Source organism: Nonomuraea sp. NPDC049607 (assembly GCF_040675375.1).
Lineage (GTDB): Bacteria > Actinomycetota > Actinomycetes > Streptosporangiales > Streptosporangiaceae > Nonomuraea.
Genome location: NZ_JBFAOV010000014.1, coordinates 181,517 through 205,055 on the forward strand (window position 1 = coordinate 181,517; position 23,539 = coordinate 205,055).

General features: G+C 71.8%; 26 protein-coding genes. 12 read left to right on the forward strand and 14 right to left on the reverse strand.

Annotated features, from left to right (window positions below):
* The first annotated feature begins 41 nt into the window (after positions 1–41).
* The 5 genes from AB0J97_RS27010 (at position 42) to AB0J97_RS27030 (ending at position 6,416) form a co-directional block, all read left to right on the forward strand.
* Positions 42–776 carry an SDR family oxidoreductase gene (locus AB0J97_RS27010; protein WP_364093085.1) on the forward strand — a complete coding sequence of 245 codons (735 nt, stop codon included), beginning with the start codon at positions 42–44 and terminating at the stop codon, positions 774–776.
* 304 nt (positions 777–1,080) lie between these two features.
* On the forward strand, positions 1,081–2,028 hold the full coding sequence (locus AB0J97_RS27015) for a hypothetical protein (RefSeq protein ID WP_364093088.1): 948 nt from the start codon (positions 1,081–1,083) through the stop codon (positions 2,026–2,028).
* Positions 2,029–2,086: 58 nt separating this feature from the next.
* On the forward strand, positions 2,087–2,587 hold the full coding sequence (locus tag AB0J97_RS27020) for a hypothetical protein (RefSeq protein ID WP_364093091.1): 501 nt from the start codon (positions 2,087–2,089) through the stop codon (positions 2,585–2,587).
* Between the two features lie 152 nt (positions 2,588–2,739).
* Positions 2,740–5,280 carry a BTAD domain-containing putative transcriptional regulator gene (locus tag AB0J97_RS27025; protein WP_364093094.1) on the forward strand — a complete coding sequence of 847 codons (2,541 nt, stop codon included), beginning with the start codon at positions 2,740–2,742 and terminating at the stop codon, positions 5,278–5,280.
* 272 nt (positions 5,281–5,552) lie between these two features.
* A complete protein-coding gene (locus tag AB0J97_RS27030; protein WP_364093098.1) occupies positions 5,553–6,416 on the forward strand; it encodes a lipase family protein in 864 nt (287 codons plus the stop codon).
* Between the two features lie 56 nt (positions 6,417–6,472).
* On the opposite strand, the gene AB0J97_RS27035 is transcribed toward AB0J97_RS27030, so the two are convergent.
* Entirely contained in the window at positions 6,473–7,165 is a 693-nt protein-coding gene (locus AB0J97_RS27035) for a DUF4386 domain-containing protein (protein ID WP_364093101.1), read from the reverse strand.
* A gap of 39 nt (positions 7,166–7,204) precedes the next feature.
* Entirely contained in the window at positions 7,205–7,552 is a 348-nt protein-coding gene (locus AB0J97_RS27040) for a nitroreductase family deazaflavin-dependent oxidoreductase (RefSeq protein ID WP_364093104.1), read from the reverse strand.
* A 182-nt stretch (positions 7,553–7,734) separates the two neighbouring features.
* Here AB0J97_RS27040 and AB0J97_RS27045 point away from each other — a divergent pair, with 182 nt between their 5' ends.
* Positions 7,735–8,397 carry a TetR/AcrR family transcriptional regulator gene (locus AB0J97_RS27045; RefSeq protein WP_364093106.1) on the forward strand — a complete coding sequence of 221 codons (663 nt, stop codon included), beginning with the start codon at positions 7,735–7,737 and terminating at the stop codon, positions 8,395–8,397.
* Positions 8,398–8,493: 96 nt separating this feature from the next.
* Here AB0J97_RS27045 and AB0J97_RS27050 read toward each other — a convergent pair whose 3' ends face one another.
* The 4 genes from AB0J97_RS27050 to AB0J97_RS27065 are packed head-to-tail and all read right to left on the reverse strand — an operon-like array spanning position 8,494 to position 11,840.
* Positions 8,494–9,339 carry an alpha/beta hydrolase gene (locus AB0J97_RS27050; protein WP_357701930.1) on the reverse strand — a complete coding sequence of 282 codons (846 nt, stop codon included), beginning with the start codon at positions 9,337–9,339 and terminating at the stop codon, positions 8,494–8,496.
* A complete protein-coding gene (locus AB0J97_RS27055) occupies positions 9,339–10,271 on the reverse strand; it encodes a VOC family protein (RefSeq protein WP_364093110.1) in 933 nt (310 codons plus the stop codon). The genes AB0J97_RS27050 and AB0J97_RS27055 overlap by 1 nt, the downstream gene beginning before the upstream one ends.
* A gap of 25 nt (positions 10,272–10,296) precedes the next feature.
* Positions 10,297–11,013: an FAD-dependent monooxygenase gene (locus tag AB0J97_RS27060; protein WP_364093113.1), complete on the reverse strand. Its 717-nt coding sequence runs from the start codon at positions 11,011–11,013 to the stop codon at positions 10,297–10,299.
* Positions 10,956–11,840 (reverse strand): FAD-dependent monooxygenase, encoded by an 885-nt coding sequence (locus tag AB0J97_RS27065; RefSeq protein WP_364093116.1) that lies wholly within the window; start codon positions 11,838–11,840, stop codon positions 10,956–10,958. The genes AB0J97_RS27060 and AB0J97_RS27065 overlap by 58 nt, the downstream gene beginning before the upstream one ends.
* Before the next feature lie 185 nt (positions 11,841–12,025).
* Between AB0J97_RS27065 and AB0J97_RS27070 the strand changes: the two genes are divergently transcribed.
* Positions 12,026–12,676, forward strand: a complete 651-nt coding sequence (locus AB0J97_RS27070; protein ID WP_364093119.1) for a TetR/AcrR family transcriptional regulator — start codon at positions 12,026–12,028, stop codon at positions 12,674–12,676.
* Positions 12,677–12,704: 28 nt separating this feature from the next.
* On the opposite strand, the gene dmpG is transcribed toward AB0J97_RS27070, so the two are convergent.
* Genes dmpG through AB0J97_RS27085 form a run of 3 tightly spaced genes read right to left on the reverse strand, consistent with a single transcriptional unit; the run spans position 12,705 to position 15,495 of the window.
* Positions 12,705–13,730: a 4-hydroxy-2-oxovalerate aldolase gene (gene dmpG / locus AB0J97_RS27075; protein WP_364093122.1), complete on the reverse strand. Its 1,026-nt coding sequence runs from the start codon at positions 13,728–13,730 to the stop codon at positions 12,705–12,707.
* Positions 13,730–14,674, reverse strand: coding sequence for an acetaldehyde dehydrogenase (acetylating) (locus AB0J97_RS27080; protein ID WP_364093125.1), 945 nt, complete (start codon positions 14,672–14,674; stop codon positions 13,730–13,732). The genes dmpG and AB0J97_RS27080 overlap by 1 nt, the downstream gene beginning before the upstream one ends.
* Positions 14,671–15,495 carry a fumarylacetoacetate hydrolase family protein gene (locus AB0J97_RS27085; protein ID WP_364093128.1) on the reverse strand — a complete coding sequence of 275 codons (825 nt, stop codon included), beginning with the start codon at positions 15,493–15,495 and terminating at the stop codon, positions 14,671–14,673. Before AB0J97_RS27085 ends, AB0J97_RS27080 begins: the two co-directional genes overlap by 4 nt.
* A gap of 68 nt (positions 15,496–15,563) precedes the next feature.
* Between AB0J97_RS27085 and AB0J97_RS27090 the strand changes: the two genes are divergently transcribed.
* Positions 15,564–16,325 (forward strand): IclR family transcriptional regulator, encoded by a 762-nt coding sequence (locus AB0J97_RS27090; protein WP_364093130.1) that lies wholly within the window; start codon positions 15,564–15,566, stop codon positions 16,323–16,325.
* Positions 16,326–16,370: 45 nt separating this feature from the next.
* Here AB0J97_RS27090 and AB0J97_RS27095 read toward each other — a convergent pair whose 3' ends face one another.
* On the reverse strand, positions 16,371–17,135 hold the full coding sequence (locus AB0J97_RS27095) for an IclR family transcriptional regulator (RefSeq protein ID WP_364093132.1): 765 nt from the start codon (positions 17,133–17,135) through the stop codon (positions 16,371–16,373).
* A 78-nt stretch (positions 17,136–17,213) separates the two neighbouring features.
* Between AB0J97_RS27095 and AB0J97_RS27100 the strand changes: the two genes are divergently transcribed.
* Genes AB0J97_RS27100 through AB0J97_RS27115 form a run of 4 tightly spaced genes read left to right on the forward strand, consistent with a single transcriptional unit; the run spans position 17,214 to position 21,116 of the window.
* Positions 17,214–18,368, forward strand: coding sequence for a cupin domain-containing protein (locus AB0J97_RS27100; RefSeq protein ID WP_364093134.1), 1,155 nt, complete (start codon positions 17,214–17,216; stop codon positions 18,366–18,368).
* On the forward strand, positions 18,365–19,198 hold the full coding sequence (locus AB0J97_RS27105) for a fumarylacetoacetate hydrolase family protein (RefSeq protein ID WP_364093136.1): 834 nt from the start codon (positions 18,365–18,367) through the stop codon (positions 19,196–19,198). The genes AB0J97_RS27100 and AB0J97_RS27105 overlap by 4 nt, the downstream gene beginning before the upstream one ends.
* Complete coding sequence (locus AB0J97_RS27110) at positions 19,198–19,845, forward strand: maleylpyruvate isomerase family mycothiol-dependent enzyme (RefSeq protein ID WP_364093139.1); 648 nt, start codon at positions 19,198–19,200, stop codon at positions 19,843–19,845. The genes AB0J97_RS27105 and AB0J97_RS27110 overlap by 1 nt, the downstream gene beginning before the upstream one ends.
* Positions 19,836–21,116, forward strand: coding sequence for an FAD-dependent monooxygenase (locus AB0J97_RS27115; protein WP_364093142.1), 1,281 nt, complete (start codon positions 19,836–19,838; stop codon positions 21,114–21,116). Before AB0J97_RS27110 ends, AB0J97_RS27115 begins: the two co-directional genes overlap by 10 nt.
* Before the next feature lie 82 nt (positions 21,117–21,198).
* On the opposite strand, the gene AB0J97_RS27120 is transcribed toward AB0J97_RS27115, so the two are convergent.
* The 4 genes from AB0J97_RS27120 to AB0J97_RS27135 all read right to left on the reverse strand — a co-directional run bounded on the left by AB0J97_RS27120 (position 21,199) and on the right by AB0J97_RS27135 (position 23,537).
* On the reverse strand, positions 21,199–22,488 hold the full coding sequence (locus AB0J97_RS27120) for a vanadium-dependent haloperoxidase (protein ID WP_364093145.1): 1,290 nt from the start codon (positions 22,486–22,488) through the stop codon (positions 21,199–21,201).
* An 88-nt stretch (positions 22,489–22,576) separates the two neighbouring features.
* Positions 22,577–22,750, reverse strand: a complete 174-nt coding sequence (locus AB0J97_RS27125) for a LuxR C-terminal-related transcriptional regulator (RefSeq protein ID WP_364093148.1) — start codon at positions 22,748–22,750, stop codon at positions 22,577–22,579.
* Positions 22,738–23,238, reverse strand: coding sequence for a response regulator transcription factor (locus AB0J97_RS27130; RefSeq protein WP_364093151.1), 501 nt, complete (start codon positions 23,236–23,238; stop codon positions 22,738–22,740). The genes AB0J97_RS27125 and AB0J97_RS27130 overlap by 13 nt, the downstream gene beginning before the upstream one ends.
* Positions 23,235–23,537, reverse strand: coding sequence for a hypothetical protein (locus tag AB0J97_RS27135; protein ID WP_364093154.1), 303 nt, complete (start codon positions 23,535–23,537; stop codon positions 23,235–23,237). The genes AB0J97_RS27130 and AB0J97_RS27135 overlap by 4 nt, the downstream gene beginning before the upstream one ends.
* Positions 23,538–23,539 lie beyond the last annotated feature (2 nt).

The window sequence follows — 23,539 nt, forward strand, 5'->3', positions numbered from 1 at the left end:
TATATCCTCAACCGGAATCAGTTCCGGATAATGGAGGACAGATGCTCAACGGCAAGAGCGCACTCGTCACCGGAGGCAGCAGGGGCATCGGCGCGGCCATCGCGCGCAGCCTGGCCGCGGCGGGCGCCGATGTGGCGATCACCTATGCGACGGCGGCGAGCCGGGCGGAGGGCGTGGTCCAGGAGATCGAGGCGCTCGGCCGCCGCGGCCTGGCCATGGCCGCCGATGCCGCCGACGCCGAGGCGCTCCAGGCGGCCGTCGCGCACACCGTCGCCACCTTCGGCCGCCTCGACATCCTGGTGAACAACGCCGGAATCGCCCCCTTCGGCCCGCTGGAGGACGTCTCCCTGGACGAAGTCGACCGCACCCTCGCCATCCACGCCAGAGCCGCCTTCCTCACGTCCCAGGCGGCCGCCCGTCACATGCGGGCCGGCGGACGGATCGTGAACATCGGCAGCAGCCTGGCCGAACGCGTCCCCTACCCCGGCTGGACCCTGTACTCGATGAGCAAGTCCGCACTGATCGGCCTCACCAAGGGCCTCGCCCGTGATCTCGGCCCCCGCGACATCACGGCCAACCTCGTCCACCCCGGCTCCACCGACACCGAGATGAACCCCGCCGACGGCCCCGACGCCGACGCCGAACGCTCCTACACCGCCCTCGGCCGCTACGGCACCCCGGACGACGTCGCCGCCACCGTCCTCCATCTGGCGGGCCCCGCCGGCCGTACCATCACCGGCACGTCCATCACCGTCGACGCCGGGACGACGGCCTGACACCCCGGTACGCGGAGGTCGCGCGCTGGTCGCCTCAGGGCAAGCGGACGGCTGGGCGCTGACGGTACGTCAAGAGGTCCATCCCGAGGACTTCTGTCAGCTCCGGACACTTCGGCAGGACCCTGGGTCGTGGCCGGCCGGACCCGTCGTCGCCACTTGCCGGTCTTCACCGGACCGCGGTGAGGGCCGGCAGCCCGGCGTAGGCAGGCGGAGCCGGCGCGACACCCGCTCCCAACGCGCCCCCAACGCCCGCCCAACAGCCCCTCCTTAGCGTCTGTCCCCAAGACGATCAGGAGGTGACGGCATGCCCGCAGTGAAGGTCGCCGCACGCCGGCGGGGCTCGGCCCGGACAATGTCGTGGCGTGCCGCCGTCGCGGTGGCGGTGATCGCCGGCCTGGCCGGGTGCGGGGAAGGGGCGCACGCGCGGCCGGTCGCCAAGCCGGGGGCCCCGACGGCGCCGATCACCCCCGCGGACGAGGTGACGCTGAGCTGGGCCGAGTCCCTGCTCGTCCGCGACTGCATGCGGGACGTGGGGTTCGAGTACTGGGTGGAACGGCCGGCCGACCAGGACGGGCTGCTCCCGGTCGGGTTCGTGCTCGACGACGTGGAGTGGGCGCGCCGCAACGGGTACGGCACGCGGGCGCGGAACGCCGCCGTCGCGGCGCGGAAGCACAGCCGGAACGTCGCCTACGTCAACGGCTTGCCTGCCGCCCGCCGCATCGCCTACCGGGAGGCTCTGAACGGCGGAGCGGGGAACGAAGTGCTCAGCGTGAAGCTGCCCGACGGCCGCACGATCAACAACTCGCTCGGCGGATGCTCCGCCTCCAGCATCGCGCGGCTCTACGGGGACCGGGCCACCTGGTTCCGCGTCGACCGGCTGGCCATGAACATCACGCCGCTGGTGATGGGGCGACTGGTGAAGGACGCGCGGTACACGGCGGGGGTGAAGGCCTGGTCGGCGTGCATGCGCGAGCGCGGGCACGACTACGCCACACCGCCCGCCGCGCACCTGGCCGCTCCCGGGCTGAGCGTCGGTATGACGGCCGAGCGTGCCCACGCGACCGAGGTCGAGCTCGCGGTCGACGAGGCGACCTGCGCGCGCCGTACTGATCTGCGGGCCACCATGCGCGCCCTCGGCCGGGAGTACCGGCCCAAGATCGGCGCACGGTACGCCGCTGAGCTGGACCTCTACGACCGCATGCGCGGTGAGGCGCTCGCACGCGCCAGGAAGATCACCCGCGCCGAGCGGTGATCACCACTAAGACTCCGCGGCGCTGGGCCGCGGTAGGCACAACACAAGGAGAAAACCGATGCGCTTGACGCGTCTGGCGGCGGCCGCCGTGGCCCTTACCGCCGCTCTGTCGACGACCGGCCCCGCCTGGGCCTCGGAGGCGAGCACGTCGCAGCTCGCCGGCTGCTCCAGCGTCCGGGACGGGTGGAGCAACGGCAACGTCTTCGCCTTCAACCAGCCCAACTGCGGCGGGATCATGCTCGGCTACGCGGAGGGCAACGATTCCAACTGGGACGCGGCCGGCGGGGGCTTCGTCAATGCCGCCAACAGGGCCGTGTCCGTCCTCAACGACGGCGCCACCGATTCCAGCGGACTCACCGTGGTCGCGTTCTACGACAAGATCAACTATGACTACGTGTACGGCTACCGCTGCCTCGACAGGGGCGACTGGGTCCCCGACCTGTCGGGGCTGGTCTACTACCGGGCGGACCACCTCACGCCCGCCCTGGTGAAGAACACGATCTCGTCCCACCTGTGGGTGACGCGCGGCCAGTGCGCCGACGCGTCCATGATGGGCTGAGAGCTCGACCCGCGGGAGCCGGGACGTGCCGGGGCCGTTCCGGCTCTCTTCTTGATCACGCATCTGCTGTTTCCGACATACTTCGTGGAATGGATTTCGGGGTGCTTGGCCCAGTGACGGTTCAGGGCCATCCGATGGCGTCGGGCAAGCAGATGATCTTATTGGCGTCGTTGCTGTGTCACGCCAACGAGCCGGTTACGGGCGACGCCCTGACGGACGCGGCGTGGCCGCTCGCGCCGCCGTCGCCGAGCACCTTCCGCTGGCACCTGCATCGCCTGCGTGGCGTCGTCGGAGAACGGCTGATCCGCAGGGGCGACAGCCACCTGCTGGCGGTGGAGGACGGCGAACTGGACGCCGCCCGTTTCGAGGAGCTGGTGCGGCGCGCGGCAGCCGAGCCGCCCGAGCGCGCGTTGCCGTTGCTGGACAGCGCCATGGCCCTGTGGCGGGGCGAGCCCTACGAGGGGCTGCTCGATCTGGCGGTCGTCCGGGCGGAGGCCGCCCGGCTGGCGGAAGCCCGGCTGCTGGCCGTCGAGGCACGCGCACGTGTGCTGATGGAGCTCGGGCGCCCGGCCGAATGCGTGAGCGACCTGGCCGCCGCCGTGTCCGCACATCCGCTGCGCGAATCGCTCGTCGAGTTACGGCTGCGGGCCCTGGCCGCCACCGGACGCCGTGGAGAGGCCCTTCGCATGTTCGACCAGACGCGCCGGCGCCTGCGGGACGAACTCGGCGTCGACCCCTCCGGCCCGCTGCGCCGCCTGCATGAGGACCTGCTCCACCACGATCCCGCGCCCCGGCTCCTGCCACCGGACATCCACGCCTTCACCGGCCGTACGGCGGAGCTGGCCGTCCTGGACGGCCTCCTGGACCGCCCCTGCGGCGTCGCCGTGATCAGCGGGGTCGGCGGAGTGGGTAAATCCGGGCTCGCCCTGCATTGGGCGCATCGCGCCCGCGACCGGTTCCCCGACGGGCAGCTCTACGCCAATCTCGGCGAGGACACCCCCGTCGAGGTGCTGAGCCGGTTCCTGCACGCCCTCGGAGCCGCGGTCGTCCCCGTCGAGCAGCACGCTCAGATCGCGCTCTATCGTCAGATGCTCGCCCACCGGAGGGTGCTGGTCATCCTCGACAACGCGCCGGATACCGCGCGGGCGAGACCGCTGCTGCCCGGCGCGCCCGGGTGCGTGACGGTGGTCACCGGGCGGAGCAGGTTCGAAAGCCTGGTGGCCGACGTGGGCGCCCTGCCGATGCGGCTTGAGGAGATGCCTCTCGCCGACGCGGCGCTGCTGCTGTCCCGGATCGCCCGCATCGAGGTGTCCAGGGCGGCGCCGCTGGCCGAGCTGTGCGCCCAGCTCCCGCTGGCTCTGCGGGTGGCCGGAGCCAGGCTGCTGACCAGGCCGGGCTGGGGCGTCGAGACCCTGGCCGCCCGGCTGGCCGGTGAGCGTCGATTGAACGAGTTGCGCGCCGGTGAGCTGGACGTGCGGGCCACGCTGGAGGCCGGGTACGACGATTTGCCACCCGCCGAACGCACCCTGTTCGAACGGCTGGGGCTGCTGCGGGTGCCCACCTTCACCGCCTGGATGGGCGCCGCCCTTCTCGACGTGCCCGTGGCCGTCGCCGGTGACCTCCTGGAACGGCTGGCAGAGCGCCAGCTCCTGCAGCCGGACGGGTTCGACGGCGCCGGCCAGGAGCGTTATCGGTGCCATGACCTGATCCGGCTGCTGGCTCGTGAGCGCGCCGGAACCGGATCCGCGCAGGACACGATCGTGCGGCGATTCCTGTCCTGTCTGCTCTGGCTGTCACGGGAGGCGTACCTGCGCGAATACCGGGGCAGGTTCCGCCTCATCGAGAGCGACAGCCCGCTGTGGCAACCCAGCGGTGAGGTGGTGCCGGCCGACCCGATGTCCTGGATGGCCGCCGAGCGCGCCACCTTGTCGGCCGGCGTCCGCCAGGCCGCCGACCTCGGCCAGGCGAATCTCAGCTGGGGCCTGGCGCTGGCCGCCGTGCGGTTGTACGAGATCCACGGCCACCTCCTCGACTGGGTGCAGAGCTCGCAGGTGGCGTTGCGGTCCTGCCTGGACAACGGCGACGACCGTGGCGCGGCGGTGATGACCATGTCGCTCGGGACGGTCGCGGTGTTCCAGAAGCACCACGCCCAAGGCGTCACCCTGCTGACCCAGGCGCTGCCGTCGCTGGACGACGACGCCTTCCGGGCGCTGACACTCAGCAACCTCGCCATCGCCGAGCTGGCCCTGGGGCGGACCGAGGACGCGATCACCCACCTCACGGCAGCCGCAGAGCTGGCCCGCGCGGCGGGCGACGAGGTCATCGAGGCCGTCGCCCTCGCGCGCCTGGCCTTCCACCACGACGATCCGCGCCCGCTCCTGGACCGGGCCGGTGACCTCGCCGCAGGTCATCGGCGGGTGTCGCTGATGGTCCTGCTCTGCGATCTCCGCGTGACGCTGCGAACCCGCTGCCACACGCACGCGGACGTGCTGTCGAACCGCCTTCTGGCCGAGGTCCGGCTCTACGGTGATCGGGTGCTGGAACGGGAGGCACTGTGCCTGCGCGCCGACAGCCTCACAGCGCTGGGCCGTGCCGGTGAGGCCGCCGACTGCCTGCGCCGCGCCCACGAACTGGCCCTCGCCCAGCACGTCCTCCCCGAGGCCCGGCGGATCGCAGGACTCCTGGGCCGCTGACCCGCCTGCCCCGCGAACGGGGCGGACTGTGGTGCTACGGCAGGGCCCACTGATCGGTCCGGTTCGGGCCAGGCGGCTTGGCAGGAGCAGGATGAGGCTGTCGGAACAGGTCGGCGTGGAGGTGGGCGGAGAACTTCTCGCCGTCGAGGGGGCCGCCGGTGCCGCAGCGTGACGGCCTCGGCGAGGCGATCGCTTACCTGCCGGACGGCGACTCTTGGTCAACCGGCGGGTACGCCCGGTGGCGACAGTCCGGGACGCCTGGGGGAGCACTCATGACCACGATCACCTTCGACCACACAGCCACCGGCTACACCCTGGCCCAGGCCCGCCGCCTGGCCCACGCCGCCGCCCTGGCCTACAAGGACGAGCCCGAGGTCCGGGCCACCGTCAACAGCTGGGGCTTCGACCGCGTCAGGAGCTTCCGCGTGCCGCACGCCGCGCCGTTCCCGTTGGAGGACACCCAGGCGTATGTCGCCGCCGGCGACCACATGATCATCGTCGCCTTCCGCGGCACCCAGCCCGAGGAACTGCGCGACTGGCTCTCGGACGCCGACACCCTGCTCACCCCGTACACCGCCGCCGACGGCAACATCCACGCCGGCTTCTACCGCGCCCTGGACGTCGTGCACCCCGCCCTGCTGCGGACCCTGGAGGAATGGCACACCCCCGGCCACTCCCTCTGGTTCACCGGGCACAGCCTCGGCGGCGCGCTGGCCATGCTCGCCGCCGCCCGTACCCACTTCGAAGACCCCACGCTGCTGGCCGACGGCGTCTACACCTACGGCCAGCCCCGCACCTGCTGCCCCAAGCTGGCCGCCGCCTACGACCAGGCCTTCCGCGGCCGCACCTTCCGCTTCGTGAACAACAACGACATCGTCGCCCAGCTCCCGCCCGCCCCGCTGTTCGGCCACGTCGCCGAAGAACGCTACTTCGACGCCCACGGCAAGCTGCACGACAAGATGGCCCCGGTGGCGGGCCTGCTCGACCGGCTCGGCGGCGCCACCGCCGACCTGCTGGCCCCGGGCACCGACGGCATCCGCGACCACTTCATCAACGCCTACCTGACCAGGTTCGACGCCGCGGACCGGGAGGCGGCCTCAGGCCGGAAGCGCAAGACTCCCCTGCTGTCGGATTGAGCCCGTCAGCAGGGGAGCGGTTCGTGACGTACGCCAGGCGCCACCGAGCCTGCGGGTCAGCCGTGCCGGTGGACCGTGGTCGATGTGCCCGTAGCGAGGCCTTTGGCCAGCAGCCACAGGGCGAAGACGACGGTCTGCAGGCCCAGTGGCGCGTTCATGGCCAGGTAGAGCGGCGTGACCACGTCGGTCAGGCCGAGCAGCACCGAGAAGCTCGCCGACATGGCCAGGGCGATTCCCAGGAACCCCCACCCGGACAACCACCGAGGGACGGATCTCGACCGCCACAGAATGCGGAACAACAGGAGGTCTCCGAGGCCCAGCGAGATGATCAACGCGACGTGGTTGACCAGGTCGCGTGCCGTCCGAAGCAACTCGTCCAGGAGCTCAAGGCCGGCCGCGTCCGAGGCGGCGGCCCGGGTGAACGCATGGCCCAGCACGAGGAACAAGGGCAGGATGATCACGCCCAAGAAGTGGAACGTCGCTGCGATCAGCCTGAACCCCAGGAAGCCCAGGCTGAGCGTTTCGTTCTCCGTTCTCAACGCCGGATAAAGGCAGAGCGCGAACCCGACATAGGCGGGGATCATGATGGCCTGGGCGACCGCGCCGACGACGACCTGGCTCTCGTGCTCGGAAATGAGAGCGAGATGGCGTGGCTCCTCGATGACGGGAACGATGCTCAGCGCTCCGGCGATCATGCCGACGATGACCAGTGTTCCCGCAATCGCGGTTGCCCGCCTGTTTGTGTGCACGATGTTCGTCCTGTGATGTCGTGGTGACGCCGGCCAGGGTCAGCCTGTGGGCAGGTCCATGCGGAGGAACTCGGTGATGCCGAACAGCTGCGGTGGGCGTGCCACCTCGTCGGGAAGGGCCCGGAACGCCTCCTCCTTCCCGACGAGGCGTGGGGCGGTGAGTTCCACCTCTCGCCCGTCGACCCGGAGTCGCGCGCCTCTGGCCGCCAGGACGTTCCGCACCCAGTCGGAGCGCGATCCGTACACCAGGACGAACAGGTAGCCGCCCTCGACGGGATGCGCATCGAGCGGCGTGCGGTACGTGGCGCCGGACGTGCGACCGACGTGAATCAGGACGGGCCATTTCCCGCCGGCTATCGCGCGGGGGTTGAACACCCTTTTGTTCACCTGCCCCCACCACCTCGGCATCGGCATCGAAATCCCCTTTCCGGCGGACGCGAACCCAGACAGCCTTACGCCAGTAAGGCTCCTTACGGGTGTAAGGTTGGCTTACGCTCGTAAGGCTGTCAACCCGCTCACACTCCGGAGCCGTCGTGCCGCCACCACCGCAACCGCTCAGCAGAGGCCTCGTGCTGGAAGCCGCGATCCGGGTCGCGGATCGCGGCGGCGTGGAGGCGATCACGATGCGCCGGGTGGCGCAGGAACTGGGCGTGGAGGCGATGTCGCTCTACCACCACGTGCCGAACAAGGACGCCATCCTCGACGGCGTGGTCGACACGGTGTTCGCGGCGATCGAGCTGCCCAGGGCCGAACGCGGCGATTGGCGCGATGCGATCCGTACGCGTGCCTTCTCCGCACGCGCGGTCCTGTCGCAGCACAGCTGGGCTCTCGGGCTCATGGACTCCCGTCGCGATCCGGGGCCGGCGACGCTGCGTCATCACGACGCCGTCCTGGGCGTCCTGCGGGAGGCGGGGTTCACGCTGGCGATGGCCGCGCACGCCGTCTCGCTCGTCGACAGCTACGTCTACGGGTTCGTCCTGCAGGAGGCGAGCCTGCCGGTGACGACGCCGGACGATGTCGAGGAAGTGGCCGGCGGCATCCTGCGGCGGCTGCCGGCGGAGGAGCTGCCGTACCTCGCCGAGATGATCCGCGACCACGCCCTGCGTCCGGGCTACGACTACACCGGCGAGTTCGGCTACGGCCTGGACCTGATCCTGGACGCCCTCGAAGCCCGGAGGGCCCCTCACCCGGGTGCACGCGACACGGCGTGCGCGGAAGGATCCACGACGTGAGATCCAGGGGCAGCGGTCGAGGGCCTCGGAGCGGCCGGTGCCGCGGAGCACGGTGGGATCCGTCCTCCGCGGCCCTGCGGACCTGGGGCCCTTCGGTCAGTTGTTGGCGATGAAGTCGGCGACCAGCCGGTTGAACTCGTCGGCGTGCTCGATCATCGCCCAGTGCCCGCAGCGGTTGAGCAGCACCAGCCGGCTGTTCGGGATGTTGGCCAGCAGGTACAGCGAGGTCTCGAACGACACGACGCGGTCGTCGCGGCCGTGGATGAGCAGGGTCGGCACCTGGATCGAGGGCAGCAGGTCGGGCTTGACCCACTTCGGCAGCGGGGCGCCCTTCGGCAGGCCGTCCACGTAGTTGCGCAGGTGGTCGGGGCGGGCGAGGGCGGCGTCCGAGCGCGCCTGGCACAGTTCGGGGGTGGCGAACCGGGCCTTGTCGTAGACCATGATCTCGACGAGCCGACGCATGTTCTCCGGGCTCGCGTCCCGGTAGGCCTCGATCAGCACCTTCAGGCCCTCGGACGGGCCGTCGCCGGCGCCGAAGAGCGTGGGGATCCGGCCGACCGGCGGGCCCATGGTGATCAGGTGCGAGATGCGATCGGGGTGCTCGGTGGCCAGCCGCAGCGAGGTCTGCCCGCCCATCGAGTTGCCGACGAACGCGGCCTTGTCGATGCCGAGGGCGTCCAGGAACTGGATCGCCGCCTCCACGTGGTCGAGCCGGTCCACGGTCGCCGGGTCCGACTCGCCCCAGCCGGGCATGTCGACGGCGTACACGTGGAAGTGCTCGGCCAGCGCCTCGATGTTGCCGGCGAAGTTGCTCCAGCCCGTCGCGCCCGGTCCGCTGCCGTGCAGCAGCACGACCGGATGGCCGGAGCCGGCCTCGTAGTAGCGCAGCTCCCAGTCGGCGGTGCGGACGGTGCGCGCGATGTCCTTGGCGTCGAGTGCCATCAGTGGTCCTCCCCGTTCGGTGTGGGCGCGTCGGCCAGCAGCCCGGCGACGACGCCCGGGGGACGGTGGCCCCAGCTGTGCAGCTTGTCGAGCGTCTTCACCTCCCACGTCTCGTCGTCGATGATCAGCCCGCCCCAGCCGTACTCGACACTGAAGCCCGAGGGGGTGAAGACGTAGAAGCTGAACATGTGGTCGTTCGGGTGCATCCCGAGGGTCATCTCGAACGGCTGCCCGGCGTCCATGCAGCGGTCGTAGGCCAGGCCGACGTCGCGGATGTCGGTCACCTCGACCATGAAGTGGTGGCTCTTCTTCGGCGAGGGCAGCTCGCCGAAGGCCACGGTGTGGTGGCGGCCGTTGCAGTGCAGGAAGATCAGGTCGGCGACCACGCCGGGGGCGAGCTCCTCGACGATGATGTCGCTGATCTTGAAGCCGAGCAGGTCGATGTAGAAGTGCAGGTAGGTCTCGCGGGTGACGCCGTGCGCCAGGAGGACCTGGTGGCCCGCGCCGCCGGCGCCCGTCACGAACCCGCCGAGCAGCTTCGCCGACTCGAACGGCGTGGCGGCGTCGGCCAGCCCGGTGACCAGCTCGACCCGGTTGCCCATGGGGTCGGCGGTGACGAGGACGCGCTCCACCTTGCGGGCCGCGGCCAGGGCGTCGTCGCCCTCGGTGACCTCGACGCCGGCCGCGCGCAGCTTCTCGACCAGCGCGTCGAGCGCGGCGGCGTCGGAGACCTCGTAGCCGGTGGCCACCAGGTCGTCGGCGGGGCCGCCGGTGACGATCCAGCGGTGGGCCTTCTCGTCGGTGCGCAGGGTGAACCCGCCGTCGATCTTCTCCCCGACCTGCATCCCCAGCAGCTCGACGGCGAAGTGCTCCCAGTCGGCCAGGTCGCCGACCTCGTAGACGACGTAACCGAGTTCCTTGACTCCGGACATGTCTTCCTCTCCTCAGGTGGACGATTCAGGCGGGTACGGCCAGGCCGCTGACGTCGGCCGCGGCGACGAACTTGTCGGGACGGACCGCCACGGCGCGGACGCCGTACCTGCGCAGCCACGGCAGCAGGACCTCGTCGAGGTCGACCAGCTCGTCCGGGCCCTGCGTGTAGGCGGTCTTCGGCCGTACGGCGAGGTAGCGCGCGCCGAGCGCGTCCCAGCCGGCCTTCTCCTGCGCCGTCAGCAGCGTCGCGGGGTCGACGTCGTCGCCGAGCAGCACGAACCCGTCGCCGAGCAGGTCGTCCAGCCGCGCCATCCGGCCGGTGGTGTCACCGGCGACCGGCTGGGGGACCATGCGGCCGACGATGCTGGCGTCGCCCAGCGGTCCCCTGATCCATCCGCCCGCCAGCACCGGCGGCGCGGTGAGCGGCGGCTCGTACGGGGTGACCGTGTCCTGCGGGACCGCGTTCATCGCGGCCTGCTCCTCCTCCGACAGCTCCTGCTTGATGACCCGTCCGAGCTGGACCGCGAGCCCGGTGTAGAAGGCGGTGTTCGGACGCCGTTCGGCCTCGTAGGTGTCCAGCCAGCTGTCGGGCAGCTCGCCCTTGAGCACACGGACGAGCTTCCAGCCCAGGTTGTGGGCGTCGCGCATGCCGGACTGCATGCCGGCGCCGGCCCACGGCGGCATCAGGTGGGCCGCGTCCCCGGCCAGGAACACCCGGCCCGTGCGCCAGGTGTCGCACATCCGGACGTGGTGCTTGTAGAAGGCGTGCCGTGGATCTCGACGTCGTCCTCGGTGACGCCCAGGGCCTTCAGCAGCGGCCAGACCTCGGCGCTGGTCGGGTAGTTCGCGGGGGTCTCGTCCGGCTTGAGGGGGATCTCCCAGCGGTGGTTGTCGGCGGACAGTGCGATGTCGACGACCGGCCGCTCCTTGTCGGACCAGAAGGTCAGGAAGTCGCGGTCGGGCCACCAGCGCTTGACGCGGCAGTCGATGACGACCCAGGTGACGTCGTTGGTGTCGCCCACCAGGCGGCAGCCCAGCTCGCCGCGGGTCGTGCTGCCGCCGCCGTCGGCGGCGATCGCGTAGCGGGCGCGGGTGGTGCGCGTGCGGCCGGTCGCGGTGTCGGTCGAGGTGACGGTGACACCGTCGGCGTCCTGGGCGACGCCGGTGACCTCGGTGCCGTAGTGGACGGTGATGCGGTCGCCGTGGTCCTGCGCGGCCGCGCGCAGCTCGGTCTCCATGATCGGCTGGTAGATGTTGTAGAAGCGCGCCTTGCGGCCCAGGGTCGAGGGCGGATGCTCGATCCGCATGATCTCCCGGCCGTCGTAGGTGACCCAGCGCAGGGCCCGCTGGGGATCGATCTTCTTCTCGATCCGCTCGTCGATGCCGAGGTCCTGGAAGATCCGCATCGTCCAGTCGTTGACGGTCACGGCCCGTGCCCGGGGGTGGATGTCCGTGTCACGTTCCAGGGCGACGGCGGACACGCCGTACCTGGCCAGGGTGAGGGCGGCGATCACGCCGGTCGGGCCGTACCCGATGATCGCGACGTCCGCGTCGTAGCTGTCGGTCATGCGCTGACTCCGTTCTCGGCCGCACATGCTCGATGCGGCACTTTTGGACCAAACGTTCGGTCCAATTGTGAGGAGACTAACAACGACCTGCGGCAACGTGTCAAGAGGTGGCCCGAACGAGTTCTGATCCGGCCCTGACCGGCGGATGGACGAGCCTCCCTCCCGGGGTCCCTAGACTTCGGCAGGTGGAGAAGAGCACGCAGGTGGCGCAGGCCGGAAACAGCCGCGGCCGCCGGTCCCGGCAGGAGATCCTCGACGCGGCCGCCCGGGTGATGTCCGTACGCGGCTACGCCGGCACGTCGATCTCGACGCTCGTCAAGGAGACGGGCCTGCCCAAGAGCGCCTTCTACCACCACTTCGAGTCCAAGGCGGGGCTGCTGTCGGCCGTCATGGCCCAGGGGGCGCAGGGCTTCTTCGACGCCATGCGCGACGCCCACCGCGACCCGCCGCCCGGCGGCACCCCCCGCGAGCGGCTGGGCTGGTACCTGCGCAGGACCGGCGAGGTCTTCGTGCACCGGGAGGAGTTCCTGCGCCTGCTGCTCGTGCTGGTGATGAGCAACGAGGCCGCCGAGGCGCCGGAGGCGACGCAGACCGTGATCGAGGTCCGCGAAGAGGGCCGCGACCTCATGCGGCACATGATCCGATCGTCGTTCGCCGGGGAGGGGGAGGACGCCGCGAACGCGGTCGCGGACGCCCTCGCCCACTTCGGCATGGCCGGCTTCGACGGCGCGTTCGTCTCCCTCCAGTCCGGGGACGGCAAGCCGATCGCGGAGTTCATGGAGCAACTCGCCGACGCCATCGTGGCGATGGGCCAGGCACTGCTCGCCGGCCGCTGAGGTCTCCCTGTGCGGCCGGGCGCGAGCGTCAGGCGGACCGCTGGTCCCGCTCGCTGACGAGCGTGAGGGCGATGTCGACGATCATGTCCTCCTGCCCGCCGACCAGCCGGCGGCGACCGCACTCCATGAGGATGTCGCGGACGTCCACGCCGTACCGCGCGGCGGCCGACTCGGCGTGGCGGAGGAAGGACGAGTAGACGCCGGCGTACCCCAGCGTGAGGGTCTCCCGGTCGACCCGCACCGGACGGTCCTGCAACGGGCGGACGATGTCGTCGGCGGCGTCCTGGAGCTGGAACAGGTCGCACCGGTGCTCGAAGTCCGACAGGTCCGCGACCGCGATGAACGCCTCCAGCGGGCAGTTCCCCGCCCCGGCGCCGTGACCGGCCAGCGAGGCGTCCACGCGGCGCACGCCGTTCTCGACCGCGACGACGGAGTTGGCGACCGACAGCGAGAGGTTCTCGTGGGCGTGGATGCCGATCTCCGTCCCCGGGTCGAGGACGTCGCGGTACGCCCGCACCCGCGCGGCCACGTCGTTCATGGTGAGCCGGCCGCCGGAGTCGGTGACGTAGACACAGTGGGCGCCGTAGGACTCCATGAGCTTGGCCTGCCGGGCCAGCTCCTCCGGCGGGGCCATGTGGGAGAGCATCAGGAAGCCGGACACGTCCATGCCGATCTCGCGCGCCGCGGCGATGTGCTGGGCGGAGATGTCGGCCTCGGTGCAGTGCGTGGCCACCCGGACGGATCGCACGCCGAGCTCGTGGGCGCGCTTCAGCTCGTGGACGGTGCCCACCCCGGGCAGCAGCAGCGTGGTGAGGCGGGCGTTGACCAGCACCGACGCCGCCGCCTCGATCCACTCCCAGTCCGTGTGCGAGCCGGGACCGTAGTTGAGCGAGCCGCCGGCCAGGCCGTCGCCGTGCGCGACCTCGATCGCGTCGACGCCTGCCCGGTCGAGCGCCGTGACGATGCGGTTGACGTCCTCCAGGCCGATCCGGTGGCGGACGGCGTGCATGCCGTCGCGAAGCGTGACGTCCTGGACGAAGATCGGGGTGCCCATCAGAGGTCCGCCTTCCCTGCCGCGATGCGTTCCGCCACCCGCAGGGCGGCGGAGGTCATGATGTCGAGGTTGCCGGCGTAGGCCGGAAGGTAGTGCGCGGCCCCCTCGACTTCGAGGAAGACCGACACCTGGTGGGTGGGCCGCGCGGCCCCGGCGGCCAGGAGCGTCCCGACCGGCTGGTCGGCGGGGATCTCGGTGATCTGCACCTGCTGCTTGAGCCGGTAGCCGGGCACGTAGGCGGCCACGTCGGCGACCATCTTCTCCACCGACCGGCCGATCTCCTCGCGCGCGGCCGGGTCCGGCGCGGCGACGAGGCACAGGACCGTGTCCCGCATGATCAGCGGCGGGTCGGCGGGGTTGAGGATGATGATCGCCTTGCCGCGGCGCGCCCCGCCGATCTGCTCGATGGCGGCCGAGGTGGTCTCGGTGAACTCGTCGATGTTGGCCCGGGTGCCCGGACCGGCCGACTTCGACGCGATGGACGCGACGATCTCGGCGTACTCGACGGGCGCCACCCGGTTGACGGCGGCGACGATCGGGATCGTGGCCTGACCGCCGCAGGTGACCATGTTCACGTTGGGCGCGTCGAGGTGCTCGTCGAGGTTGACGGCGGGGACGACGTAGGGGCCGATCGCCGCCGGGGTCAGGTCGATCAGCCGCTTCCCGAACGGGGTCAGCCGGGCGGCGTTCACCTCGTGCGCCTTGGCCGAGGTCGCGTCGAAGACGATCTCGATCTCCTCGAAGCCCGGCAGCGCGATCAGCCCGTCCACGCCCTCGTGGGTCGTCGGGACGCCGAGCCGGGCGGCGCGGGCCAGGCCGTCCGAGGCGGCTTCGATGCCGACCATGGCCCCCATCTCCAGATGGCGGGCCCCGCGCAGAACCTTGATCATCAGGTCGGTGCCGATGTTGCCCGAGCCGATGATCGCGACCTTCGTCCTGCTCATGATGCTGCTCCTTCGGTGAAGCCGGCCGTCACCGTGCCGAGGCCGGACAGGGTGGCGGTGACGGTGTCGCCGGCGGTGACCGGCCGCATGGGGCCGAGCGCGCCGGACAGGACGACCTGCCCGGCGCGCAGCGGCTCGCCGAGGTCGCGGGCGGTGCGCGCCAGCCACACGACCGCCTCGATCGGGTCGCCCAGACAGGCCGCGCCGGTGCCGGTGGAGACCTCCTGGCCGCCGATGCTCATGGACATCACGACGTCCACCGGTTCGAACTCCTCCAGGGTGCGGCGCTCGGTCCCGAGCACGTAGGCGCCCGCGGAGGCGTTGTCGGCGACCGTGTCGCCGAAGGAGATGTCCCATCCGGCGATCCGGCTGCCGCAGATCTCCAGCGCGGCGACGCCGTACTCGACGGCGTCCCGGACCTGCCGGGCGTCGAGGGGGCCGTCGGCCAGGTCGGAGCCGAGCACGAACGCGATCTCCGCCTCCGCCCTCGGCTGGAGGACCCGTCCGGCCGGGATCACGGCGCCGTCGGCGTAGGCCATGTCCTCGAACAGGACGCCGAAGTCCGGCTGGTCGACGCCGAGCTGCCGTTGCACCGCCTCGGACGTCAGGCCGATCTTGCGGCCGGTGATCCGGGCGCCGGCGGCGAGGCGGGTCGCGGTGAGCGCGGCCTGCACGGCGTACGCGGCGGCCAGGTCGTCACGGCCGATCAGATCCCGCACGGGAGCGCACGGCACGCCGGACGCGGCCGCCCGCGTGAGCCGCCCGGCCGCGGCGGCTATGTCGGACGGCCCGGCGGCTGCCGCTCCGATGGTTTCGTTCATACCCCCACTGTGCAGGCAGGACGGCACCGCAACCAGCACATCGTCTCGCTCAGCGATACGCTGTGCGGGTGACGGAAAGGGCGGATCTCGACACCGTGCTGGGCAAGGCGGTGACGATCCTGCGCGCCTTCCGGCCCGAGGACCGGGTCGTCGGGCTCGCCGAGCTGGTACGGCGTACCGGCCTGCACAAGGCGACCGTCCACCGGCTGGCCGGAGATCTGGTCGCCAACCGGCTGCTCGACCGCGCCGACGGCGGCTACCGGCTCAGTGGCGGCCTGTTCGAGCTCGGCATGCTCGCCTCGCTGGAGCGCAGCCTGCTCGAACTGGCGATGCCGTTCCTCCAGGATCTCTACGAACGCACCCACGAGACCGTCCACCTCGGGGTGCGGGAAGGCCACGACGTCGTCTACGTGGCCAAGATCGGCGGCCACCGCCAGGCCAGGGCCCCCTCGCGCACCGGCGGCCGCATGCCGCTCCACTGCACCGCGATCGGCAAGGCGCTGCTCGCCTACGCCGACCCCGGCCTGCGGCGCGACGTGCTGACCGGCCCGCTCGAACGACGTACCCCGCACACCGTCGTCGCGCCGAGCATCCTGCGCGCCCAGTTGCGGCGCGTCGCGGAGACCGGCGTCGCGTTCGAGGCGGAGGAGTCGGCCGTCGGGCTGCTGTGCGTCGCCGCGCCGGTGCTGGGCCGCGGCGACGAGCCGCTGGCCGCGATCAGCGTGGCCGGGCCGACCGGCAGGTTCCGGCCCGAGGGCCACGCCACCGCGGTACGCGCGGCGGCGGCCGCGCTCGCCAGCACCCTCAGCCGCCGCGACCTCCTCCGGTGACCCGGCGGACCCTGCGGTGACCCGGCGCCCCGAAAGCGCACGGGCTCAGAGGGCGTAGGTGATCGAGTCCGCCGCGGCCGTGAGCGCGGCGACGAGCGGCTTGATCTGCTTGGGGGAGTAGCGGACGCTGGGCATCGAGACCGACAGCGCCGCCCAGGTCGCGCCGTCGCGGCCCTTCACCGGGCATCCGACGGCGACCACCCCCCGCTCGGTGCGTTCAAGGTTGAGCGCGACCCCGCTGCGCCGCACGGACCGCAGGTCGCGCCGCAGCCGCACAAGATCCGGCAGCTCCTCGGCCGGATCGCCGCGATCGTCGGCGGCGTAGAGGAACTCCAGCTCCTCGTCCGACAGCGCCGCCAGCGTCACCAGGCCGCCGGTGGCCTGGTGGGCCGGGAAGACCATCCCCTCGCGGCTGCCCACCCGCAGCGCCTGCCCGCACTCGACCGAGGCGATGAAGCGCACGTTGCGGCCGGTGCGGATGCTGAGGTTCACCGTCTCGTCGATGCGGTCCACCAGCGCCCGCATCGCCCCCAGGGCCGCCGCGCGCAGCGCGCCGACGTCGGACCGGGCGCGCTCGGCCAGAGCCAGGACGGGGCCCACCCGGTAGCTGCGATCTTCGTTCTGCACCGCGAAATCGCGGTACACCAGCGCGGTCAGCAGCCGGTGGGCCGTCGAGCGGGCCACGCCCAGGCGCTCGGCCGCGGCCGAGACCGTCACCATGCCGTCGAGCTGGAGGATCTGCGCCAGCTGGAGGGCATGGTCGACGCTGCTCGGCGCGTAGGCGGGCGGGGTCTTCATGGGCTTCGCCATGGGACCGATCCTCGCACACAATTCCGTCCTGCAGAATCCTCTTTTCCGGATCCGTCAACTCCACGGATAGTCGGGGCCATGCCCCATGTGAACGCAGGCAGGTCGCCGGTCAGGCTCGCCGCTGTGGACCGGCCGGACCAGCCCTCCCTCAGCCCCGACCTGGAGGACCTCTACCGAGGCTTCGAAGAGGCGCTGCTCGTCCCGTTGTGGACCGAGATCGGCGACCTGATGCCGCCGCACCCGCGCTCCAGCGCGCAGTCGCACCGGTGGGACTGGAACACGCTGCTGGGCCTCGCCGGCCGCGCCGGGGAACTGGTCCCGGTCGGCCGCGGCGGCGAGCGCCGGGCGATCGCGCTGGCCAACCCGAGCCTGGGCGGCAAGCCCTACGCGACGCCGACCCTTTGGGCCGCGATCCAGTACCTGATGCCGGGCGAGAACGCCCCCGAGCACCGGCACACCCAGAACGCCTTCCGCTTCGTCGTCGAGGGCGAAGGGGTGTGGACGGTGGTCGAGCGCGACCCGGTGCCGATGCGCAGGGGCGACTTCCTGCCCCAGCCCGGCCTGCACTGGCACGCCCACCACAACGCGGCCGACACCCCGATGGCCTGGATCGACGGTCTCGACATCCCCTTCCAGTACGGCGTCGAGGCGCAGTTCTTCGACTTCGGCCGGGACACCCTCAGCGAGGAGGAGCACGCCACCCCCGACCGCTCCCGCTCGCAACGCCTGTGGGGACACCCCGGCCTGGCGCCGGTCTCGCAGCTGCGCCGGCACGAGGGCACGCCCCTGCTCTGCTACCGCTGGACCGACACCGACGCCGCGCTGGCCGACCAGCTCGCGCTGGAGCGGGAGGGACACCCCGGCACGATCGAACCCGGCCACGCCCTGGTCCGCTACACCGACCCGACGACCGCGGGCGACGTGCTCCCGACGATCCGGGCGCAGTTCCACCGGATCGTGCCGGGCGTGGAGACCGCGCCGTACCGGGAGACCGGCTCGTCGGTCTACCAGGTCTTCGACGGGTCCGGCCGGGTCACCGTCGGCGACGTGTCCTGGCAGGTCACCCGCGGGGACCTCTTCGTCGTGCCGTCCTGGCAACCGCTGTCGATCCGCTCGGAGGCGTCGGGCTCCGACTCCGACTCCGGCGCGCTCGACCTGTTCCAGTTCAGCGACGCCCCGATCTTCACCAAACTCAACCTGTTCCGCAGCCACACCGAGGAGGGCGGCCGATGAAGCTCGCCACCGTCCGTCTGGACGACCACCGCACCGCCGCCGTCCGCGTCGAGGGAGACCAGCTCGTCGAGGTGGGCCTGCCCGACGTCGGCGCGGTGCTGGCAGCGCCCGGCGGTCTCCGGGCCGCCGCGACCGCCGACGGCCCCCGGCACGCGCTGGACGGAGCCGACCTCGCCCCGGTCGTGCCGCGGCCGAGCAAGGTCGTCTGCGTCGGACTGAACTACCAGAACCACATCAAGGAGATGGGCCGCGACCTGCCCGAGTACCCGACGCTCTTCTCCAAGTTCGCCGACACCCTCATCGGCGCCACGGACGAGATCCGGCGTCCGGCCGAGACCGGGCAGTTCGACTGGGAGGCCGAGCTCGCCGTCGTCATCGGCCGGCAGACGCGCCGCGCGGACGAGGAGCAGGCGGTCGCCGCGATCGCCGGGTTCACCGTGCTCAACGACATCACCTGCCGGGACTGGCAGTTCCGGACCCGGGAATGGCTGCAGGGCAAGAACTGGGACTCCACCACCCCGCTCGGCCCGTTCCTCGTCACCGCGGACGAGACCGGCCCGCGTCCGGCGCTCGACATCCGATGCGAGGTCGACGGCCAGGTGATGCAGTCGGACAACACCGGCGACCTGCTCTTCGACCCGGTCGCCCTGGTCCGCTACGTCTCGACGATCGTCCGGCTCAACCCGGGCGACGTGATCGCGACCGGCACGCCGGGCGGCGTCGGCCACGCGCGCAAGCCCCCGGTCTTCCTGAAGGGCGGCGAGGTCGTCGTGACCGAGATCGAGTCGCTGGGCAGGCTGGAGAACCGCGTCGTGCGAGAGGGCGACTGATGCCGCGCGACCTGGCCGCCACGCTCGCCTGGGCCGACGCCGGGACCGCGCTGTGCGCCTCGGCGATCGCCGGCCTGTCGGAGGAGGAGTACGGCGCCGCGTCGGCTCTGCCGGGCTGGACGCGCAGGCACGTCGTGGCCCACCTGGCGGCGAACGCCGAGGCGATCGGCAACCTGGTCCGGTGGGCGCGCACCGGCGAGGAGAGCCCGATGTACGCCTCGCCGCAGGAGCGCGCCGCCGGGATCGAGCGAGGCGCCCTGCTCGGCGCCGGCGAGCTGACCCGGTGGTTCACCGAGTCCGCCGCGACCCTGGGCGCCGCGATGGCGGCACTGCCCGAGCAGGCGTGGCGGGCCGAGGTGGTGACCGCCCAGGGGCGGACCGTGCCGGCGAGCGAGACCCCGTGGATGCGCGCCCGGGAGGTCATGGTGCACGCGGTGGACCTCGCGACCGGGCTCACCTTCGCCGACCTGCCCGGCGACTTCCTGCGGGAGCTGCGGGACGACATCCGCGCCAAGCGGGGCCACGACGCCGTGCCCGACGTCCGGGGATCGCTGGCCGACGTGACCGCCTACCTGGCCGGACGCCCGGCGAGCGGCGTGACCGCCGCCGACGGCGGCCCCCCACCGACCCTGCCTCCATGGCTGTGACGAAAGAGGACCCCATGGACAGCTTCCCCTCCACCCGCGCCGACGTGATCGTCGTCGGGGGCGGCATCGGCGGCCTGTCCGCCGCGCTCGCCCTGGTCCGCCAGGGGCTGCGGGTCAGGGTGTACGAGGCGGCCTCCGCGTTCGGCGAGGTCGGCGCGGGACTCCAGCTCGCCCCGAACTGCACCCGCATCCTGGATCGTTTCGGGCTGCTGGAGGAGGCGGCCGCCCTCGGCGTGCTGCCCGAGACCATGGTCATGAAGGACGCCGTGGACGCCGGCGAGCTGACCCGGCTCGATCTCCGCGACGTCGAACGCCGCTACGGCTACCCGTACCTGGTGATCCACCGCAGCGACCTGCACGGCATCCTGCTGCGCGCCTGCGAACGCGCGGGCGTCGAGCTGCTCACCGACGCCCGCTGCACGTGGTACGGCAACCTCGACGGCGGCGCCCGCGTGCGCTTCGCCGACGGCCGCGCGGACGAGGCGGGCGTGGTGATCGCCGCCGACGGGCTGCACTCGGTCGCCCGCGAACTGCTGGTCCAGGACGAGCCGGTGAGCTCCGGGTACGTCGCCTACCGCTGCGCCGTGCCGTACGAGCAGGTGGCCGGCAACGACGTCCACGACAAGGACGTCGTGGTGTACATCGGCCCGCGCTGCCACTTCGTGCAGTACCCCCTGCGGGGCGCGCGGACGTTCAACCAGGTCGCGGTGTTCGAGTCGCCCAAGGCGCTGGCCGGCGAGGACGACTGGGGAACCCCCGACGAGCTGGACGCGGCGTTCGCGGGCACCTGCGACCAGGTCCAGAAGGGGTTGCCGCTGATGTGGCGCGACCGCTGGTGGCGGATGTTCGACCGCGACCCGATCATGTCCTGGGTCACCGGCCGTATTGCGCTGCTCGGCGACGCCGCGCACCCGCCCCTGCAGTACATGGCACAGGGCGCGATCATGGCGATCGAGGACGGCTGGGTGCTCGGCGAGCACGTCGCCGCCCAGTGCGCCGAGGGCGGCCCGGACGTGGACTGGGACCGGACGCTCGCCGCCTACCAGGCGGTACGGCCCGAGCACTGCCGCCGCGTGGTGACCACCGCGCGGGCGTGGGGCGCCTTGTGGCACCTCGACGGCCTTGCCAGGCTGCAGCGCAACGCCCTGCTGCGGGACCGCGACGTCCTCGACTACTCGTTCGTCGACTGGATCTTCGGTCCGACGGCGTTGACCCCCGAGGACGAGCCGCAGATGTTCCGCCCGATCCCGCTCGACACCGCCGTTCTGTGACCGCCGCCCGGTGACCGACCTCGTGCGGGAGGTCGATGACCCGGGCGGCTGTCTCAGCGCAGGTCGGGTCGCTTGCCCGGTCTCACCGTTTCGGCCGGAAGTAGTGCCTGACCATGTAGGCGGTGACCTGGGCGCCGATCCTGGCGCCCTGCACGTCCGCCGTACGGGTGTGGATGCCGCCCCAGATGCGGGCCTCGACGACCTCGGCCAGGGCGTGGGAGAAGCCGCGGAAGTTCCTGGTGGTGCCCGAATCGGCGCTGTATCCGCTGAAGGGGATGTCGTCCCTGCCGAAGAAGGCGGTCAGCGCCGACATGCTGGCCGCCGTGAAGCAGGTGTGCCCGGAGGTGTAGTCGGGGTGCGGCGGGGTGACGAGCAGCGGCGTCCAGTCCGGGTCGGCCACGGTGGCGGGGTTGCCGTCGGTGTCGCCCAGGCGGATCGCGGTGATCGGCCGCCAGAAGGCCCACGCCGCCTTCTCGTTGTAACAGGCGGTCGTGGCGTCGGCCTCGGACAGGTCGACCATCGCGAACATCCGGGCCGCCTGAAGGGTGTTCAGCCGCCGCGTCGTGGCGAGCTGGCGTTTGATCTCCCATTCGGCCAGGCGCCGGTCGTGCCAGTAGATCGCGGCCTCCGTCTGGTCCTGCGTCCTGACCGTGCTGCCGGCCGCGCCGATCCGCTTGAGCTCGTTGAAGTCCCTGGCGTAGCGGGCGCTGGTGAGCGCGGGCGGGCCCGACGTGCGGAACATCGACGCGCTGGGGATGAGGAACGGCTTGAGCTCGCCGACCCAGGCCCCGTCCGAGGCGTTCGTGGGCGGCGTCGGCCGCCACCGGCCGGGCTCGGTGCCGGTGGGCCAGGTCTGGTCGCCGAACGCCCCGTCGTTCTCCCTGGCGGCGATCATCGCGGCCGCCGCCTGGTCGCCCACGGCGATGCCGCGTCGTTTCGCGCGGCCGTCGGCGATCGTGGCCAGGTATTCGTCGTACTGGGTCGTCAGTCGTGCCTGCTGGGCCGGGAAGAGCTTGTTCAGCACGCGGAAGGCGGCGGTGGCGACGGCGGCCTCCGCCGACTCCCCGCCGTCGGCCCGGGGAGCGATCAGGTACGGCTGGTAGGGGGTGCCGGCGATCGCGTTCACCGCGTCGTAGACGGCTCCGTGGACCATGGCGAAGCTGCGGGCCTGGACCTGCGGTTGCTGGCCGGCGACGTCCCAGATGGCGGTCTGGGCGTTGCGGTCCCAGACGATGACGGCGTTCGGCGGCGGTTGCGTGACCGACGCGTACGCGGTTGATGAGCCCGTTCCCGCCGGGATGCCGGCGGCGATGACGAGGACGGCCAGCCATCGTACGATGACCGGCCGTCGCCTACCACGTGATTGAGGCATTCGAGCAAATTACTATGCCCCTCGACGCCGGTTAAGTGACGCGATGAGCGAAAACTCTATAACGACACATCCGAAACGCCGGCGCAGCTCACTCGCGGGGCGCCAGGCCGTTCCTGAAGGCGTAGGTGACCGCCTGGGCCCGGTCGCGTACGCCGATCTTGGCGAACAAGTTGTTGATGTGGCTCTTCACAGTGGCCTCGGAGATGAACAGGCGGGCCGCGATCTCGGCGTTGGAGCAGCCTGCCGCGATCAGCTCCAGCACCCCGCCCTCCCGCTGGGTGAGCCCGTCGGGGAGGGGACGGGAGCCGCCCCCACACCGATCCGGCGGCAGCGATGGGGGCCGGGGCCCGGCCCGCGCTGTACCCGCGGCGAGAACGGCGTCCGCCCCCCTGCCACCCCGCACACGGCCTGGGCCAGGGACTCGGCGTCGGTGTCCTTGGTGAGATAGCCCCGGGCGCCGGCGCTCAGGGCGGCGAACACCAGCTCGTCGTCGCAGTACGTCGACAACACCACGACCTCGGTGGCGGGCCGCGCGGCACGGATGCGGCGGGTCGCCTCGACGCCGTCGAGCAGCGGCATCCGTAGATCCATCAGCACCACGTCGGGCAGCAGTTCGGCCGCCATGCGCACCGCCTGCAGGCCGTCGCCGGCCGTGCCGACGACCTGGACCCGGGGCACGAGCTCAAGCAGCAGCACCAGCCCCTCGCGCACCACCGTCTGGTCGTCGACCACCAGCACCCGAACGCTCATGACGGCACCCGCAGCAGCACGGTGAACCCGTCCTCCTGGGCGTGGGTGGTGAGCGTGCCGCCGATGAGCGCGGCCCGTTCGCGCATGCCGACCAGGCCGTGGCCGCCGCCCGGCGCGTGCTTGCGCACGTTGGTCAGCGCCTCCTGGGCGGTGCGGGCGACGGCCAGCCGCGCTTCCGCGCCCAAGGCCTGGGCGCCCTCCTCGATCGACAGGACGCACTCCCTCCCCGTGGCGGCCCGGAACTCCGCCGCCAGCCGTTCGAGGCGCTCCCGCAGCGGCAGGTCCTCGCCGCGCAGCATGT